11 protein-coding genes are annotated in these 12926 nt (G+C 56.5%); 4 read left to right on the plus strand and 7 right to left on the minus strand.

The window, feature by feature from the left end; genetic code table 11:
- Positions 1-327 precede the first annotated feature (327 nt).
- Positions 328-2091 (plus strand): DEAD/DEAH box helicase, encoded by a 1764-nt coding sequence (locus tag AC57B5_RS05635; protein WP_496399435.1) that lies wholly within the window; start codon positions 328-330, stop codon positions 2089-2091.
- Positions 2092-2207: 116 nt separating this feature from the next.
- Here the strand turns inward: AC57B5_RS05635 and AC57B5_RS05640 are convergent, their stop codons facing one another.
- Positions 2208-2642, minus strand: coding sequence for a sel1 repeat family protein (locus AC57B5_RS05640; protein ID WP_496398964.1), 435 nt, complete (start codon positions 2640-2642; stop codon positions 2208-2210).
- 426 nt (positions 2643-3068) lie between these two features.
- Between AC57B5_RS05640 and AC57B5_RS05645 the strand changes: the two genes are divergently transcribed.
- Both AC57B5_RS05645 and AC57B5_RS05650 read left to right on the plus strand, forming a co-directional pair.
- The gene (locus AC57B5_RS05645) at positions 3069-3413 is read left to right on the plus strand and encodes a hypothetical protein (protein ID WP_496398965.1); all 345 of its coding nucleotides are present in this window, start codon (positions 3069-3071) and stop codon (positions 3411-3413) included.
- A 22-nt stretch (positions 3414-3435) separates the two neighbouring features.
- Entirely contained in the window at positions 3436-3621 is a 186-nt protein-coding gene (locus AC57B5_RS05650; protein ID WP_496398966.1) for a hypothetical protein, read from the plus strand.
- A gap of 258 nt (positions 3622-3879) precedes the next feature.
- Here the strand turns inward: AC57B5_RS05650 and AC57B5_RS05655 are convergent, their stop codons facing one another.
- On the minus strand, positions 3880-7491 hold the full coding sequence (locus AC57B5_RS05655) for a YobI family P-loop NTPase (RefSeq protein ID WP_496398967.1): 3612 nt from the start codon (positions 7489-7491) through the stop codon (positions 3880-3882).
- A 680-nt stretch (positions 7492-8171) separates the two neighbouring features.
- Here AC57B5_RS05655 and AC57B5_RS05660 point away from each other — a divergent pair.
- Positions 8172-8549 carry a hypothetical protein gene (locus AC57B5_RS05660; protein WP_496398968.1) on the plus strand — a complete coding sequence of 126 codons (378 nt, stop codon included), beginning with the start codon at positions 8172-8174 and terminating at the stop codon, positions 8547-8549.
- Positions 8550-8658: 109 nt separating this feature from the next.
- Here AC57B5_RS05660 and AC57B5_RS05665 read toward each other — a convergent pair whose 3' ends face one another.
- The 5 genes from AC57B5_RS05665 to AC57B5_RS05685 form a co-directional block, all read right to left on the minus strand.
- Complete coding sequence (locus AC57B5_RS05665; RefSeq protein ID WP_016445999.1) at positions 8659-9204, minus strand: PepSY domain-containing protein; 546 nt, start codon at positions 9202-9204, stop codon at positions 8659-8661.
- 142 nt (positions 9205-9346) lie between these two features.
- Positions 9347-10558 carry a tryptophan synthase subunit beta gene (trpB, locus tag AC57B5_RS05670; protein ID WP_047219003.1) on the minus strand — a complete coding sequence of 404 codons (1212 nt, stop codon included), beginning with the start codon at positions 10556-10558 and terminating at the stop codon, positions 9347-9349.
- Between the two features lie 450 nt (positions 10559-11008).
- Positions 11009-11905: a 3-hydroxyisobutyrate dehydrogenase gene (gene mmsB / locus AC57B5_RS05675; protein WP_392444225.1), complete on the minus strand. Its 897-nt coding sequence runs from the start codon at positions 11903-11905 to the stop codon at positions 11009-11011.
- 37 nt (positions 11906-11942) lie between these two features.
- Positions 11943-12437, minus strand: coding sequence for a DUF488 domain-containing protein (locus AC57B5_RS05680; RefSeq protein WP_496398969.1), 495 nt, complete (start codon positions 12435-12437; stop codon positions 11943-11945).
- Positions 12438-12459: 22 nt separating this feature from the next.
- The gene (locus tag AC57B5_RS05685) at positions 12460-12924 is read right to left on the minus strand and encodes a TfoX/Sxy family protein (RefSeq protein WP_012205520.1); all 465 of its coding nucleotides are present in this window, start codon (positions 12922-12924) and stop codon (positions 12460-12462) included.
- Between the last annotated feature and the right edge of the window lie 2 nt (positions 12925-12926).

Below are 12926 nucleotides of genomic sequence, written 5' to 3' on the forward strand. Positions count from 1 at the left end.
CGGCAGTGTTCCGGCATTGCCCAAAGCGGTAGTCGTTGAGTGCGTAGATGACAGGCATACGTCCGAGCCAAGCACTTTCACAATCAAATCCCCCTCTGCTTGGTCATTTCAAAAGCGCCCTCGGATTCCATACTGGTTTCCCCGTGAATCGAGGAAATTCAACAGTGAGCAGTGTCCCGTTCAGAATCCCTCTCGGATTTCCGATGGCTTGGGATTGGCCAGTCATCGAATTCCTGAAGAGACAGCGCGTGCGGTATCCTCAGCCGCTCTGTGGAGGAGAAGAAAGTGGCGGTACTGATTCCTGCGATGGGGGCGTGCGTTGGGCGCATGACGCCTGGCGAGCGACGCTTGGCCGAGCGTTTGGAGCAAAAGCTCGAAGACGATTACATGCTCTGGTATGACGTGCCCATCGGTCCCAAGCAGACGCATCCTGACTTTGTCGTCATTCACCCACGCAGGGGCGTTCTGATTCTTGAGACCAAGGATTGGCGGCTCGAGACGGTTCAAGAGGCGACCAAACAGGCCTGGACGCTCATCGTGGATGGAAGGCCCAAGGTCGTCATCAATCCGGCAGCTCAGGCGCGACACTGCGCCATTCAAGTGGTCAATGCACTGGAGCGAGATCAGCAACTCATTCACGGCGAAGGCCCTCATCAGGGAAAGCTGGCATTTCCCTGGGGCAGCGGCGTGGTGTTCACCAACATCACGCGCAAGCAGTTTGAAGAGTCTGCACTGGACCAGACGATTGATGCGCATCTCGTTATCTGCAAGGACGAGATGCTGGAATCCGTTGATGCGGAGGCTTTTCAGCAACGCCTGTGGAACATGTTCCCCCACGCTTTCGGCAAAGCCATGTCGGTGCCGCAGCTCGAGCGCATGCGGTGGATCATGTTCCCGCAGGTGCGTGTTCCGGTGCAAGGCAGCCTTCTGCCGGAAGACGCGGACGAGCTGCCGGACATCATGCGCGTCATGGACTTGCAGCAGGAGCAACTCGCGCGCAGCCTGGGCGATGGGCATCGCGTGATCCACGGAGTTGCCGGCTCAGGCAAGACCATGATTCTTGGCTATCGTGCGGAACACCTGGCCAAGACCGCTTCGACCAAGCCCATCCTCGTGCTCTGCTACAACGAGCCCTTGGCAGTGAAGCTCAATGCCTGGTTTGCGGCCAAGGGCCTGGCCGATCGGGTGCACGCCCGCAACTTCCACAAGTGGTGTCGCCAGCAGTTGGTGGCCTATGGTCAGACGCTACCCGCTCAGGGCCCAGGCATGTTTGATCAGATGGTGGAGTTTGTGATTCGCGGCGTGGACCGGCAACAGATTCCGTCCGGGCAGTACCAGGCCGTGATGGTCGACGAGGGGCACGACTTTCAGCCTGAATGGCTCAAGCTCGTCACCCAGATGGTGGACCCTGAGACCAACAGCCTGTTGATCCTGTACGACAGCGCCCAGAACATCTATGGCAAGAGCAAGGCGCGTGGGTTCAGCTTCAAGAGCGTGGGAATCCAGGCCTCTGGGCGCACAACCATTCTCAAGATCAACTACCGCAACACCAGGCAGATTCTGCAAATCGCCAACCGCGTCGCCGCCGACTTCCTGCAACCCAATGCCCAGGATGATGACGGTGTTCCGCTGGTGCAACCCATCAGCTGCGGCCGCGAAGGGCAGGAGCCGCTGATCGTGCGCCTGCCGAGCTTGCGGGACGAACCCGCCAAGATCGCCGAGCTGCTGGCTGCGGCGCATCAGGAAGGCCACGCCTGGGGTGACATGGCCATCCTGTGCCGCGATCACGACTCCATGAACCAGTGCGCCATGGCACTTGGCCGCCGAAAACTGCCGCATCGCGTGCGACATCGCTCAGGTGACTTCGATCCGCTGGCCGACACCATCAAAGTGATGACAATGCACGCCAGCAAGGGATTGGAGTTCCCGGTCGTGGCCGTCGCAGGAGTGGGGCAGATGCCGCGTGAAGGCGAAGATGCGGCGGACGAGGCCAAACTGTTCTATGTGGCTGCGACGCGGGCGACACAAAAACTGGTGTTGACTGTGGCGGGAGAAGGGGCGTTTGCGAAGGCGCTGGTGGATGCGGGGTGAGGACGGGCACAAGTCCGTCGTGAGGTGGTCAGTGCTCCAGGCGTGGTCCCAGTAGCGTTGTGCCCGCAGCGCATTCTTGAGGATGGCGCTGCGATCCGAAAAGGATTTTGCGCATGTCACCCTTCCCACTCGGATGCGCATGCCATCTTGCCACTCGGTGCATGTCGAAGGCGGTTCAGGAAATCCAACTGGCTTTTGGCCGTTTGATTCCCTTTTGCCACGGCTTGCCGCAGCCAGTGCACTGCTTCGCAGCGATCCGCTTTCACCGCGGTGCCGTACAGCGTTGGGCCAGCCAGAAGAATCCATGCCAGTGTTTCCTGGGCTTGTGGCTCGCCATCTCGGGCCGCCTGGCGCAGCAACGCGAGCATGGAGGCGTAGTCACCCGCAGTCTGGGCCTCCAGGGCCAGTTGAAACCGCTGCTCGGACGTGGTGGCCGTGTCAAACGGCAACGGTGCCGCCAGCGCCAGCGCGCCGGACAGGGCCGCTGCGATGAACAAGCCATGGCGTGCATGCCGGGCCAGCGTGGCAATTGGACGGAATTCGAATCGCATTTTTTGTCTCCACTTGAACTGAGTGGGTCCATCGTCTTAGCAATCCCCATCCCTGAAAATTCGGAATTTTCAAAGGCACCCTCAGGGCCACCCAGAGGCTGACTCGAATCGGCCGTGCAGGCCCGGCGCGCACGGTTTAAGCCCATGAACCCCAGATCGATGGGATACGCCGAGCCGCCGAAGTTGCCGATGTGCGGCAGCTGTGCGTTTGCACGGAGCAGCGTTGCCGAGCGGTATCTGTCGCCTGGCGTTCGCATGGCAAGGCTCCTGAACGCTGCACCCCGGCTCAGACACACTAGTGATGCCAAGGCCAGGCAATCTTTTGGTTGCCGGTGTGTGTAGGGTGAAGTCATCCGTGCAAGTTACCTGAGGTTCAGGTGTTGCGCTTCATATTTGACACCACCGTAGATCAACTGTGCAAAGGCAATGATGAAAATCTTCTTTATGTTGGTGGGGATCATGATTTCTGGCACCACGTCTGCTGGTGAGAAAAATTCATCACCAATCCAAGATTTAAAAGAAATAAAGAGATCTGCACATGAATTCTTGATAAAGGAAAACAGGCAGAAGAGAACGCAATTCACTGCTGTTCGAATCAATTCAAAAATAATAGTCGAACAGTGCGCTGTTCCACTTGAATCGGACTGGGCATCTTCAGACAGTGGAGTTTTAGGAAAAAGGGTTCAAGTTGTCTGCAAATCGACATCGCACGAAAAAAAGGGTTGGCGTGTTCTGGTGCCAATTGCAGCGTCAGCCACACACAAGAATTAGAGTGAAATTCTATGCGTCAGGAATGCTTGGCTACCGCGCAAACGAAGGGCGATTCCTAGAGGCGCTGATGCCGATCAGTAGCGCCGTTGTTGTAGCGCAATGCCACTGGATAAGCTTCAGGTTGCTGCAAGGGCTGGCACGCAGCGCCTCGCTCGCTCGCCGCTGGTTCAATATCATGACCTCGCGCGGCTTTGGCGGCGCTTTCTGAGAAGCTGAGGTGAATGGAGTGACTAATATGGGCCAAGGTAATCCATGGCCACGAGACTATGCCGATTGCTGGCTGTCGGAAGTCGACCCTTTGCGGTCGTTCCATGACTTCGGTCAAGGCCCGCCGTAGCAGCGGCTGCTGCCCATCACGGAAGAGGTTTCCACGACTGCCGAAGGGCAAAAACTGTTAATACGTCATACGGCCGCTTATGGTGAGGTATAAGCGATGCCGAGGCGGTGCATATTTTAAAAGCCGCTTTTAACGTCTATGAAGATTAATTTTTATATTATCTGTAAATAAACGATCTTCACCCCAGGATGAAATAAATTTTCTTGAGTGAAGCCATTTTACAAGATCTAGATTCTCAGGGCTATTTTTAAGCCTCGGCGTAGCATAGCCTGGTTTAATCTCAGAGAATGGATGCGGCAAAATGGCCAAAATATGACGAACTTCTCCAACAGACATAAGAGAATGATATTTGTTAAGCAGTGAGATTTGCGCTGTTACAGGGCGAGAATGAACTATCAACGACTGAGCAATGCTGCTATCAATTTTTGATATATTTCCGCCCGTATTGACAATAAGCTGACCGATAAGTGCCGATCGTTCTGGAAATTGTTCTAGCGCTTCCAAGTTCATCAATGCGACTATTTGGAGCTTAGCTGAACTATGAATATCAGATCGTAGAAGCTTCTCATGTAAATCGTCGTCAAGTGAAAAGCTGTTGTGGTCATTAAGATAAATGTCGATGTTGTTCTTGAGAAAAATGGCATCCAAATCCTCAATATCAGCTATTGCATCAAAATTTTCTTTTGTGAATGTGATTTTTTCTTCAGATATCAGAATTTGAAGCTTGGCTGGTTTAAGTCCTTGAGGCAGATTTTGGATCGGCTTCGGCAGGGCTTGGATATAAGCTTTATAGGCAGAATCAGACAGCGAATCTGCATCAAGAAGGAACTGATGCAGCCTTGATAAATCCGCATCGCTTGGTATGGGATGTTGCAGGATAGCCTCACGTACAACTTCTAAATCAAGAAAATCAATTAGACTATTTGCCTCAAACCCAGCAGATTCTATGAATTCGAGGCAGTTGGTCCAAGTTGCTTCTATCGAATTTAGCTGGAAAAGTGTCGCCAGCAATTTCACGGGAACACCCTCTAGAGTCGGCAGCTGGGCTCTCTGCATTTCAAGAAATTTTTGAAGAGTGCTGTGATCAAGTGAATCTTGATTAAGAATGGCTAGAATCGCAGGGACATCCTCATCTGAATTTTCTTGTAACTCTAAAAGAATATTGTTCAGGTAACTATTAAAATTTCGCTCCACCCTATTTATCAAGGCTATGTTGTTCATCGAACGAATGGTGGTGAAATTCCTTACGCGCATTGGCTTCAGGTCGCTCTGTATCAAGATTTCTTGATAGATATATTCAAGATTCGTTATCGTGAGCTCGTATCTTCCTTCATCGAACATGAAGCGTACAATTTCAGGATAATCCTTGATGTCAGTTAGATTGCTCACCTCAAAATCTAGAAAATCAAAGCGGTCGGGTTCTAGATCTGGAATATTTGCCAGAATTTTGGGAAGATTCGCAGCAACAAATTTCGATAGATCGCTAAAATCATTTGCGAGTGTTTTTAGTGATTTTATCGGTATATTTGCGATCAGTTGGCTCACGTGAGAAATATTGTTAGGGCTGGCAATTAGATTTGGTATAAGATTTTTCCAAGCGTCGGCCAATTCCTGTAGAAGCACAGAAACGTTAACGCCGCTGGCGTAATAAGCGCTGAGAAATTCTTCGCAGCTCTCGAAATTTGATGAGAGAAAATAAAAAAATTTCTGTGCTTGAGTAAGGTTAATACTCTGGTCGCTTAGAAGGTTATCGACAAGCCTAACATTCAAGACATAGCGCTGCCGAAAATCTTCATCTCGCATTGCCGCAATGACCTCTTTGGGATTGTCAAGCGGAAAGTTTGGGTCAGGCGCGACGAATGCCCTTATTTGAATTAAAAACCTGTTGTCATTGGGTGACAGGCGGCCTGAGTGAAAAAGCGAAGTGTATTGATAGTAAGTGTCATCGAGATGGCCTTCTAAAATCAAAAAACGAGCGAGTTCCCCGTTCTCTTCAAAGCATTTGAATAGCTCGTCTATGTAGTCGGTATTCAAGCGCAACAGCTCATTTAGCTTTGCCACTCGGAGTTGTGGGATTTTTGATCTGAGATCGTGAATTTTTTTCAGAATCCTATTTTTTTTATCAGACTCCTTATTTTCGATCTCTTCCTTGCGCTGAAAGTAGGATTTTTGAGAATCCACTTCGGCTTGCAGATTGGGGTTGTCAATCCAAGACGAGTGATTATTGGGAATGTGCCAATATATGCGTGGTGCCACAATCAGTTGTTCGAACGCGTCGCTACTTACTAATTGAGTCAGCGAAATCAATGTGTTCCGATCAATGCCAACATTGGCAACGCCTGCCGGAAGCTTCTCAATAAGAACCATGGCATAGACCTGGCGCAACTCTCGCAAATCTAAAGGCGTTTGCCGCTCGCTAATTTCAATTATTCTTTCGAGCTCCTCGATCTCTTTCCTATATCTGGTTTCACCTTGTCTAATGAGTTTATGCTGATGCTTCAATATTTCAGCGAGATTTCCCTCATCGCGGTGCAGTCGCTCAAAATCCCTTGGATAGACATTTTTATAGATCAGTATCGCCAGAAGCTTGTTGGCATCGAGCAGGTTATCTCCGTCGGTTTCCAAATTGGCAGCATAAATAGTGTACTCATTAAATATATTGTTAATCAACCTCAGGTCGTTTAGGTAGCGTGAGACCTCTCGCAGAAATTGTCGATCGAGACGTTCGTCAAGTGCAAGTCTTCTCCCTTGCTTCAAAACCATGTCGATCGAATTTGACGTGTTGATAATTGGAATTACTGGAATAATAAATTCAAAAAACTTGGTTCGATCGGTATTAACAAACATGTCGTCGCGCAAGGCGTAGAGAAATCTGACGGTCCGGTTTATACCCGCATTCTCATTTACGAGGCTATTTATTTCGCGTAATGTTACGAAAATTTCGCTATCATTGAATCGATCCAGATCCTCGATAATTACGAGATCGTAATCGGTTGACTGAAAGAAGTATAGGATTTCATCCAAGTGACGGTTTAGTATTGATGTTTGGTCATCGTGCGCAGGCCGTATCTCAACGTCCTTCAATGAAACGCTTTTAAGAGATAAGCCGAAGCTGGCAACATAAAAATGATGCAGCGTCATCCATAAGAACATTATTGCGAATGTACCGATCCCCAGATTGAATCCATTGCTAAATGCGAGCGGGGTGAAAAATTTTCCGCTAATAATGTCCAGTCTTTTACTAAACACGAAAAAAAGAGCGAGAATTCCCAGTGTTATATATAGAGATTTAAAGATGGACCAAAAACTAGGCGACTGGATTCTTTTAAACCGTGATAGCGGGAGCTTGTTAGCGTCAGCCCCATAAAGCATCTGCTGCAGAATACTTCTCTCAATTTCTTGGCGGCTTACCTTCTCCTCACCCGAATTGGTCTCGGGGACAAACGTCGCAAGAGAGATATGAAGAGCAGGCCGTCGATAATTTTTCAAAAAAGATTGAATAATGCTGCTCTTTCCCGAGCCGTAGGGGCCAGTTAGGGCAATATTGGAAACCTTCGAATTGTTTGTTGCAAACAGAATCGCCTCGGAATAAACGCCAGCGTTGTCCGCCTTATCAGTTGGCGCGAGATCCAAGAACTTGGTGTGGGTGTCGGTGGAGCCATCTTTAGCTTCCAACCAAGACAATACACTATTGAGGCTGTTTGCAAGCATGCGGATTAGAGAGAGAAGATTTTTCTTCATAAAAAGCTCATCCATCCAATTTTCAAAAATAGCATTGCATTTCTCCCTTAATTTTTAAATCTATCTGAGGATAACCTGGCTCCTATCATTGAGCATTTTTAATGCGCTTGATCAGGGCAGAACACTATCGTGCTCACTTTATGGCGGTTTCCTACGAGGATCGAAAGATTGCTTTTTGTCGCAAGCGCCTGTCCGTACGAGGTTGTAGAGAGCATCCACCAACAACTGACAGCCATTGTGCTGCAACTCACTCGCTACCTGTCGTTAGACAGTCGCCAACGTCAATGCTCGGATGGCGGATTGAGCGGCGTCCGCTCCCTGAACACTTCCGCGGACCGACAGCGACCAGCCTGAAGGAGTCGGCCAAGCGGGCATTGCCATTGGTAGCCTTTGGCTGGCAGCACTCCTTGACAAAGCGTCACCGCCACACCTTTCTACTCGCCTATCCACCTCACCCATTACATCCCCCGGCGCAACCCCAACATCTTGCACAGCTTGAAGGCAGACCGAAGGCTTGGCCTCGTATCACCTTCTGTGAAGAGCCTTCCCTGCCTCTTTACAAAATTCCAACTACAGGTGGCAGACAGAGACTTGGCAAAGCCGGAAGCTTTGCTGTCCGGTTCTCTCGCTTCCACTGCGTGCAGTGGCTCTGGGACCGGGACCCTCTCGACAGGACTCCAATGCCCCAGCCAACCCCCGCCACCACACCCTCACCCAAACTCGAAGACTTCGCCATAGACGCCGTCCTGCACATGGGCGCTGCGCTGGATGTGCTGGACCTGCACGCTCGCCACAAGGTCACGGCCATCAATTGCGTGTGCCGGGATCTGCTGCGCATCTATTACGTGAAGGCCGATCAGGCGCAGTCGCTGGAGCCGGAGGACAAGGAGTTGGTGGGCCTGCTGCACGACACGGCGGTGAACCTGGGCTATGCCATTGAGGTGGTGGAGCATCTCAATGGCGATGAGGCCGACGACCCCATTCTTTATGCCGTGAGCTATCTGCTCAGGGCTGCGAAGCGGTTTGCGGATGAGGGGGTGTCGGTAGCGTTGGCCTGAGGAGTGCTGCAGGCGCGGATGGCCTGCGGATATGGCGGGAACGACGCAAAAAATGGGCGAAAAAAAGCGCGCCCCATGCTGAAGCGCGCTGCCGGGTTGGGGTCGAGACTCAGTCCTTCTTGGCCCGGATGACTTCGCCGCCCACGGCGTCGATCTTGACTTCCATGAGCGTGCCGTTGGCCTGCAGCACTTCGACCTGGTAGCTGGTCTGGCCCCAGTGGGAGTCCAGTTCCGCGCTGACGGGCGTGCCGGGGGTGTGGCGGGTGGCGGCCTGGATGGCTTGCTCTATGGTGGATTTGGCCTTTTCCAGGCGCTGGCGGTCCTTGCGCTTGGCGGCGCCGTCGTTCTTGTGCTGGGCGGCCTGGCCGGTGATGGCGTTGACCCAGACTTCCACGCTGTCGCCGGCCGGGGTGATGACTTCGATTTCGTAGCGCGGGCCCATGCCGTCGCCGTCGTCCAGCTGGGCTTCGATGGCCTTGCCGGGCACGGCCTGGGTGGCGCGGGTGATGGCCTGCTCCAGCGGGATCTTGGCCTGGCTGGTGATGGTCTGCCATTCGGCCACCGATTTGGCGGCGGCGGGCAGGGCGGCGGTGGCGCAGGTCAGGGCCAGGGCGATGGAGAGGGCGGCAGTGCGTGCGAACGGGGCAGGCTTCATGGGTGTGGCTCCTTCCGGGAATGGGGTTGGACAAGACAACGGTCGGGGCCATTGTCTCCACCGTCCCGGAGAGCGGTTGTCGGAGAGGGCGCCCTTTGCCCCCTCCGGTGTGCTGCGGTTTGATCCAGCGCAAGCTCTGCGTTCAGAGGCCCAGCACCTTGGCCACGTAGTCGGCGTCCTTGTCGCCCCGGCCCGAGAGGTTGATGAGGATGTGCTGGTCCTTGGGCAGGCCGGGCGCCACGCGCATGGCCCAGGCCACGGCGTGGGCGCTTTCCAGCGCGGGGATGATGCCTTCCACGCGCGACAGCTGCATGAAGGCGTCCAGGCATTCCTTGTCGGTGACGGATTCGTACTGCACGCGGCCCAGGTCCTTGAGGTAGCTGTGCTGCGGGCCCACGCCCGGATAGTCCAGGCCCGAGGCAATGCTGTGCACGGCAGCCGGCGTGCCGTCTGCGTTTTCCAGCACGTAGCACTTCATGCCGTGGATTTCCCCGGGCTTGCCCATGCTGAGGGTGGCTGCGTGGCGGCCGGGCTTGTCCGTGCCTTCACCCGAGGGCTCCACGCCGACGAGCTTGACCGAGGCATCGCCCAGGAAGGCCGTGAAGATGCCCATGGCGTTGGATCCGCCGCCCACGCAGGCGGCCACGTGGTCGGGCAGCTTGCCGTGTTTTGCCTGGAATTGCTCGCGCGCCTCGCGGCCGATGATGCTCTGGAAGTCGCGCACCATCATCGGGAACGGGTGGGGGCCGACCACTGAGCCGATGGCGTAGATGTAGTCGGTGGGGTTGGTGAGGTATTCCTCGAAGGCGCTGTCCACGGCCTCCTTGAGCGTGGCCGCGCCGCGCGTGACGGGCACGAGCTTGCAGCCCAGGATGCGCATCTTGGTGACGTTGGGGTGTTCCTTCTCGATGTCCACCTGGCCCATGTGGATCTCGCAGGGAATGCCCACCAGCGCGCAGGCCGTGGCCAGGGCCACGCCGTGCTGGCCGGCGCCGGTTTCTGCGATGACCTTTTTCTTGCCCATGAACTTGGCCAGCAGCGCCTCGCCCAGGCAGTGGTTGATCTTGTGGGCGCCGGTGTGGTTGAGGTCTTCGCGCTTGAGGTGGATCTGTGCGCCGCCGAGCTGCTCCGACAGGCGCCGCGCGTGGAAGATGGGGCTGGGGCGGCCCACGTAGTCGGCGAAGAGCTGGGCCAGTTCCTGCTGGAAGTCTTGGCGTTTGGTGATTTCGGCGTAGGCGGTGTTGATGTCGTCCATGGCCTGCTTGAGGTGGGGCGGGACCAACTGGCCGCCGTAGGGGCCGAAGTAGCCTTCCTCGGTGGGCATGGGGGAGAAGGTGGGGGGTGTAGTGGTCATGGTTGCTGGCGGGTGTTCTGTGGAATGGCGGATGGTGGCGGTGGCAGCTTACGTAGGGCTGCCATGGGTCTGAAGAGAGAAAACCCCGGTCGGGGTTTCTGGTTTTTGACCCTGCCGGGTGGTTGTTTTTCGAGGCCGGGTTTCGGCCCGGCGGCCGACCGACTTTCTTGCCGCGCGGCAAGAAAGTCGGCAAAGAAACGCGCCCGAATGCCCGCGACCCCTTCGCTGCGCTGCGGGGCAACCTGCGTCGGGCCGCCTGCGGGGTTCGCCGCAGAACTCACTGCGCGCTACGCGCTCCGTTCAGACAACTGCGGCGAGTCAGTTGACGAGGCAGTCCTGTCCTGCGGCAGGACTGCAACCCCGCATGCGGCCCGACGCAGGCGCGGGCATACGGGATTGGGGAGGCGGGCGCGGGTGCAGGGGCATTGGCCGCTGGCCTGAGCCTGGCGGTCAGCCGTTCTTTTGCAGGGAGCGGATGACGCTGGAGAAGTCCAGGGCGCCGTTGCCGGCGATGGAGTGCATGGCGTACATGGCGCGGGCCATGCCGCCCAGGGGCGTGGAGGCCTTGACGGCCATGGCGTTTTCCTGGGCGAGGCCCAGGTCCTTGAGCATGAGGTCGGTGCCAAAGCCGCCTGCGTAGCTCTTGGAGGCGGGGGCGTTTTCGTGGACGCCGGGGAAGGGGTTGTATTTTTCCAGGGCCCAGTTGCCGCCCGAGCTGCGGCGCATGATTTCGCTGAGGACCTTGGGGTCCAGGCCGTTGGCCACGCCCAGGGCGATGGCTTCGCTGGTGCCGATCATGAGGATGCCCAGCAGCATGTTGTTGCAGATCTTGGCGGTCTGGCCCGCGCCCACGGCGCCGGCGTGGAAGATGTTGGCGCCCATTTTTTCGAGCAGGGGGCGGGCGCGTTCGAGGTCGGCGTCGCTGCCGCCCACCATGAAGGTGAGGGTGCCTGCAATGGCGCCGCCCGTGCCGCCGGAGACGGGGGCGTCGATGAAGGCGATGCCTGCGGCCTGTGCGGCCTTGGCGACTTTCTGGCTGGTGGCGGCGGCGATGGTGGAGCTGTCGATGATGAGCGCGCCCTTGGCAATGCGCTGCAGCAGGCCGGCCGCGCCGTCACGGCCGAGGAAGAGGCCTTCCACGTGCTGGCTGGCGGGCAGCATGGAGACCACGGCTTCGGCGCCCTGCACGGCGTCTTCGGCGCTGGCGGCAATGCTCACGCCCTCTGCAGCGACCTTGGCGCAGGCGTCTTTGGAGAGGTCGAAGGCCTTGACCGTGTGGCCGGCCTTGTGCAGGTTGATGGCCATGGGGCCGCCCATGTTGCCGAGTCCGATGAATGCGATCTGCATGTGCTTGTCTCCTGTGTTGTGAAGCTTGTGGTGTGTCTCAGTGGACCGTGTCGTCGGTGTACTTTTCGCCGGGGTTCATGTCGCCGGTGTCCATGTCGCCGTCCGCAATGCCGCCGTTCGCAATGTCGGCGCCGCGTTCCTTGAGCAGGGAGCGCAGGATGCCGCGATGGCAGCGCGCCTCCTGCTCGCAGTAGCAGCCGATGGCGAAGGCGCTGTGCTGCGAGAGGGCGGCCAGCAGGTCCAGGGTGCGGCTGGCGGCGGGTTCGGCCATTTCCTTGCGGAATTTGCGCACGAATTGCTGCCAGAGCTTGTCTGCCTCGGCCTGCTGGCCGTGGTCCTGCAGCCGGTGCGATTCGAGCGCGGTGTGCATGGTGTCGGGCTGGGGCGAGAGTTCGGGGTACCAGACGTCGTAGTAGTCGCGGCTGGCGAATTCGGCCTTGGGCACGCCGCGCGGCGGGCGGCGCACGGTGCCTATGCGCAGGCCTTCATCGGCGTGGCGGGGGCTGCCTAGCTGGACGATGCGGATGGGCATGGGGCTCTCCTGCAAAGGCGCCTTATTCGTCGCCGAAGATGGGGTGCTTGCGTGTGCGGCGCCCGGCCGGGGCGGGCGGCGCTGGCGGGGTCTTTGCGTCGGCGGGCGCGGGTTCGCTGGCCTGGGGCTTGCGCTTTTTCGGCGGCGTGGCCTTGGCGTGGGGGTTGAAGGCCAGGGCCTGGGCAATCCAGTGCTGCCACTGCTGGCGCGTGGCGTAGGCGGCGGGGCCGATGAAGAAGTAGCCGTCCATCTGGCCCTTGGACGAGAGCGGGCGCAGGCCCGGCGTCTCGGCCACGGCCGCGTGCTGCGAGGGCGGCAGGCGCACCAGCAGTTCGTCGTCTTCCACGCCCAGGCACAGCTTGCCGTTGACCATGAAGACATGGCAGCCGAACATGCGCTTTTCCTGCACGTCGTCGCAGCCGGCCAGGGCTTCGCGCACGGCGTCTATGAGGTGCAGCGTGGTGTCGGAGAGCGGGCGGGCGGGCATGG

This window comes from Delftia sp. BGA-UO-ETr-SB1, assembly GCF_059567865.1.

What these genes read in the sequence shown, in the direction of transcription:
- AC57B5_RS05635 (WP_496399435.1), top strand. Translation starts at nt 328, where the DNA reads ATGACGCCTGGCGAGCGACGCTTGGCCGAGCGTTTGGAGCAAAAGCTC.
- AC57B5_RS05640 (WP_496398964.1), bottom strand. Translation starts at nt 2,642, where the DNA reads ATGCGATTCGAATTCCGTCCAATTGCCACGCTGGCCCGGCATGCACGC.
- AC57B5_RS05645 (WP_496398965.1), top strand. Translation starts at nt 3,069, where the DNA reads ATGATGAAAATCTTCTTTATGTTGGTGGGGATCATGATTTCTGGCACC.
- AC57B5_RS05650 (WP_496398966.1), top strand. Translation starts at nt 3,436, where the DNA reads ATGCTTGGCTACCGCGCAAACGAAGGGCGATTCCTAGAGGCGCTGATG.
- AC57B5_RS05655 (WP_496398967.1), bottom strand. Translation starts at nt 7,491, where the DNA reads ATGAAGAAAAATCTTCTCTCTCTAATCCGCATGCTTGCAAACAGCCTC.
- AC57B5_RS05660 (WP_496398968.1), top strand. Translation starts at nt 8,172, where the DNA reads ATGCCCCAGCCAACCCCCGCCACCACACCCTCACCCAAACTCGAAGAC.
- AC57B5_RS05665 (WP_016445999.1), bottom strand. Translation starts at nt 9,204, where the DNA reads ATGAAGCCTGCCCCGTTCGCACGCACTGCCGCCCTCTCCATCGCCCTG.
- trpB (WP_047219003.1), bottom strand. Translation starts at nt 10,558, where the DNA reads ATGACCACTACACCCCCCACCTTCTCCCCCATGCCCACCGAGGAAGGC.
- mmsB (WP_392444225.1), bottom strand. Translation starts at nt 11,905, where the DNA reads ATGCAGATCGCATTCATCGGACTCGGCAACATGGGCGGCCCCATGGCC.
- AC57B5_RS05680 (WP_496398969.1), bottom strand. Translation starts at nt 12,437, where the DNA reads ATGCCCATCCGCATCGTCCAGCTAGGCAGCCCCCGCCACGCCGATGAA.
- AC57B5_RS05685 (WP_012205520.1), bottom strand. Translation starts at nt 12,924, where the DNA reads ATGCCCGCCCGCCCGCTCTCCGACACCACGCTGCACCTCATAGACGCC.